This is a genomic window from Lentzea sp. NPDC006480 (assembly GCF_040611995.1).
Taxonomy (GTDB): Bacteria; Actinomycetota; Actinomycetes; order Mycobacteriales; family Pseudonocardiaceae; genus Lentzea.
This window is the reverse complement of record NZ_JBEXPJ010000310.1, coordinates 1-3,848: the sequence shown is the minus strand read 5'-3', so window position 1 is coordinate 3,848 and position 3,848 is coordinate 1. Positions and strand designations below refer to the sequence as shown.

4 protein-coding genes and 1 pseudogene are annotated in these 3,848 nt (G+C 68.3%); 4 read left to right on the top strand and 1 reads right to left on the bottom strand.

The genetic code is table 11. The annotated features are described in order from the left end of the window. Positions 1-105, bottom strand: a pseudogene (locus tag ABZX92_RS45350) (5-dehydro-2-deoxygluconokinase); the annotation flags it as partial. Between ABZX92_RS45350 and ABZX92_RS45345 the strand changes: the two are divergent. The 4 genes from ABZX92_RS45345 to ABZX92_RS45330 all read left to right on the top strand — a co-directional run. Beyond that, positions 89-829, top strand: a complete 741-nt coding sequence (locus tag ABZX92_RS45345; RefSeq protein WP_355572293.1) for a sensor histidine kinase — start codon at positions 89-91, stop codon at positions 827-829. The pseudogene ABZX92_RS45350 and the gene ABZX92_RS45345 sit on opposite strands and share 17 nt — an antisense overlap. After that, positions 826-1,482 (top strand): response regulator transcription factor, encoded by a 657-nt coding sequence (locus tag ABZX92_RS45340; protein ID WP_355572291.1) that lies wholly within the window; start codon positions 826-828, stop codon positions 1,480-1,482. Before ABZX92_RS45345 ends, ABZX92_RS45340 begins: the two co-directional genes overlap by 4 nt. Before the next feature lie 103 nt (positions 1,483-1,585). Continuing rightward, entirely contained in the window at positions 1,586-3,307 is a 1,722-nt protein-coding gene (locus ABZX92_RS45335; protein ID WP_355572290.1) for a hypothetical protein, read from the top strand. Positions 3,308-3,334: 27 nt separating this feature from the next. Then, positions 3,335-3,848 (top strand): hypothetical protein (locus tag ABZX92_RS45330; protein WP_355572288.1); only part of this gene is annotated, 514 nt, incomplete at its 3' end.

Sequence of the window (3,848 nt, the reverse complement as noted above, 5' to 3'; positions counted from 1 at the left end):
ACCGAGCCCGCACACGACCTCGACCGGTGTCGGCTCGACCGTCCACCGGCCTTCCGGCGTCGCCACCAGCACGCCCTCGGCGCCCTTCGTGACCATCTCCATCTCGCTGACGCTCGGTCAGGTGCAGCGGCGCAGCACGCAGCGGGCGCGGCGGCTGGAGCAGGCGCTAGGACTGCTGGACGAGGCGCACCGCAAGCTGGCCGACGAGGCCGTGCTGGTCGAGCGGAACCGGATCGCGCGGGAGATGCACGACATCGTGGCGCACGGGCTCAGCGTCATCGCCGTGCGCGCCGGTGTGGCGCGCATGGTCCTCGACAGCGATCCGGCCCAGGTCGCCGAGTCGGTCGGGGTGATCGAGCAGACGTCGCGGGAGTCGCTGGTGGAGATGCGGAACATGCTCGGCGTGCTGCGCAGGTCCGAAGAGGACACCGGTGACGAACCGCAGCCGGGGATGCACCGCATCCCCGAGTTGCTGCAGCGGGCCCGGGAGTCCGGGCTCAAGCTGGAGGTGGTGCGGCACGGTGAAGCACCGGATCTGCCGCCGGGACAGCAGCTGGTGGCGTACCGGCTGGTGCAGGAGGCGCTGACCAACGTGCTCAAACACGCCGGGCCGGTGCGCACGCTGGTGACGTTCCGCCGCCTGCAGGACCGGATCTGCATGGAGGTGTTCAACGAGACACCGGACGGTCCCGTGCCCGAGACTGTCCGAAGTGGACATGGCCTGGTCGGGATGCGGGAACGGGTCGGCATGTACGGCGGGATGGTGCAGGCGGGACCGGTCGAGGGCGGGTTCCGGGTGACGGCCGAGTTGCCCGTGGAGGCGCGATGAGCACGTCGGTGCTGGTGGTGGACGACCAGGTGCTGGTGCGGGCGGGGTTCGTGGCGTTGCTCGGTGCGCAGCCCGACCTCGAGGTGGTGGGCGAGGCCGACGACGGTGAGCAGGCGGTGCGGCTGGCGTCGGTGCTGCGGCCGGACGTGGTGCTGATGGACGTGCGCATGCCGCGCAAGGACGGAGTGACCGCGACGAGGGAGATCGTCGAGAAACAGGACGGCACCGCCGTCCTGATGCTGACCACGTTCGACCTCGACGAGCACGTGTTCGCGGCGCTGCGGGCGGGCGCGTCGGGGTTCCTGCTCAAGGACACCCCGCCGGAGGACCTGGTGCGGGCGGTGCGGCTGGTGGCCTCCGGTGAGGCACTGCTCGCGCCGTCGGTGACGCGCAGGCTGATCAGCGAGTTCGCCGCGCTGCCCGAGCCGGGGCGGCGGCCGGAGGAGTTCGCCGGCCTGACCGAGCGCGAGACCGAGGTCGTGATGCTCGTGGCGAAGGGCCTGTCCAACGGCGACATCAGCCGGTCGATCTTCCTGTCGGAGGCCACGGTCAAGACCCATCTCAACCGCGCGATGACGAAGCTGAAGCTCTCCTCACGGGCGCAGGTGGTCGCGGCGGCCTACGAGGCCGGACTCGTCAAACCGGGCGGCTGAAACTTCTGCGGTAGTTCTTCACCGCCTTCCGTGGTAGTGCTCTTCGTGTTGTGCGTCGGCATTCTTCTGGTCAAGGAACTTCACTTGACCGAGGGGAAAACCGATGTCCGCGAAAGTGCTGATGCAGAAGTCCGCAGTGTTGGCCATGGCCGCCACCTTCTTGTTCGGCCTGCCGAACGCGGCGGCGTTCGCGCAGGACAACGCCGGGGTCTCCGTCGACTTCCCGATCCACGCGATCGGCGACGACCTCGACTGGGCCGCGGTGGCGGAAGGGTTCAACGTAAAGAACCCGGACGGCATGAAGAATCCGGTCGGATTCGCTGTCGGACGCGTCGCGGCAGCACGGGGAATGGCGGTCAAGGACCTGATCCGGGACCTCAACCGCGGTAAGTCGGTGAAACTGGACAACGACTGGCTGCGCAAGCAGGCTCCGATCGCCGGATACACGGTGGACCACAATCCCGCGGTCGGCTCGATCGCGTACTTCGCCAAGGGCACCAAAGTCGATCTGACCATGGGCGACGGCGAGTACACCATGACGCTCAGCGCAGCTCACTACGCCTATGTGGCCGCGGTGAACAGCGACGGCTCGCTGACCCTCGAGGACTACAACGGCTCTCATCGCAGCTACCAGGTCAAGTCTTCCACGGTCACCGACTTCCTCCATCTCGCGAAGTCGTCACTGCCCGCCCTGCCGCCGGTGCCGACCGACTGGCTGGCCGACGCCCCACCGTCCACGCCCGGCGTCGCGCGCGACCTCGCGACCGATCCCGGCCTCCGGCCGCATTTCCCCGTCAGGGAACTCGCACCCGACTACGGAATCGCCGCGGACGCGGACGAGGCCACTTTGGACGCCAGCATCCGCCAATGCGGCACGTACGCCGAGTGGCTGGTCGCGTACCACCTGGGCATCCCTCCCAAGGAGGTCAGCCAGCGGATTGAGGACCACCGGGACATCAAGGGTGTCACGACGCAGTCGGGCAATGCGGACTCCATGGACGAGATGTACTCCGACCTCGGTGTGCGGGTCGACAAGACCCCGGCGGTCGGCGCGATCACGACGTGGGACTACGGCGACGAGCTCATGGGCAGCAAGTTCGGGGAAACAGGTCACGCCGGGATGGTGAAGCGGGTCTACCGCCTGCTCGCCTCCGACAAGGCCGACGCCGACGCGATCGCCGCGGGCAAGTACGTCGACGGCGTGACGCTGCAGCGACTTGTCGACAAAGCCAGCGCTTCGTCGGCGCCGAAGCTGACCTACGTCCTGGTGGAGGACTACAACGGTTTCGGCAACACCGAGGACCGCACCTCCCAGTACGGCCAGAAGCTCATGCCCGCGGAGTGGGTCGACCACTACATCCACCTCGCGTCCAGCCCGCTGGTGTCGCCGCTGACGCCGTCGGAGCGCCTCGACCACTACGTGGCCACGCAGCCGAAGACGATGGAAGCGCTCGGTGAACCGACTGGCGCCGCGGACCAGGTGAAGGACACCAAGATCACCCGCACGTTCGCCAACGGCACTCTCACCTTCGACACTCAGTCGCTCCAGTACAGCTCCAGGTACAACCCCGTCACGCCGGAACTGCAAGCGGAGATCGACGCCGAAACGCAGGACGGCAGCTGGGAGCCCAGCAAGACCGTCCCGACGCCCACCGCGCAGGAACGGCTCGCCAAGCAGGTGACGGAGATGGGCGAGGTTCTGCGCCTCATCACCGCCAAGCTCGCCGGCCGCAAGCCGAACGTCGACCTCCAGGCCAAGCTCGCGAACCTGACCCAGCAGTTCACCCAGCTCCAGCAGCAGCTCGCCACCGAACAGTCCAGCTGAACCCGCTGACACACAAGGAGATACGAGATGTCCCGCAAGAAGATGCTCTCCCAGGTGCTCGCCGCGGGCGGGCTGGCACTCGCCGCCGCAGCCCTCGTGCCCGGTAACGCCAACGCCGCCGACACCTCGGCCCAGTCGATCGCCGACCAGCTGCAGGAAGACCTCGCGGCCTTCGAGGCCGATGTCGACGACTACGTCGCCACGGCTCCTCCGGCTGACGCGGTGCCCGCGCCTGGTGACGCACCGCCCCCGGCTCCGGCTGACGCGCCGGCGGATCAGCAGGTGCCGCAGCCGGCGGATCAGCAGGTGTCGCAGCCGGCGGATCAGCAGGTGTCGCAGCCGGCGGATCAGCAGGTGCCGCAGCCGGCGGACCAGCAGGTGCCGCAGCCGGCCGACCAGCAGGTTCCGCAGCCCGCTCAGGACCCGGTGACCGATGCGATTGTTGATGGGGCGACCAAGCTGATCAACGGTGTTGGTGAGGCGCTGGACGGTGCGAGCGATGGTCTGGACGAGTTGGACAAGGGCCTGGACCAGATCGAGG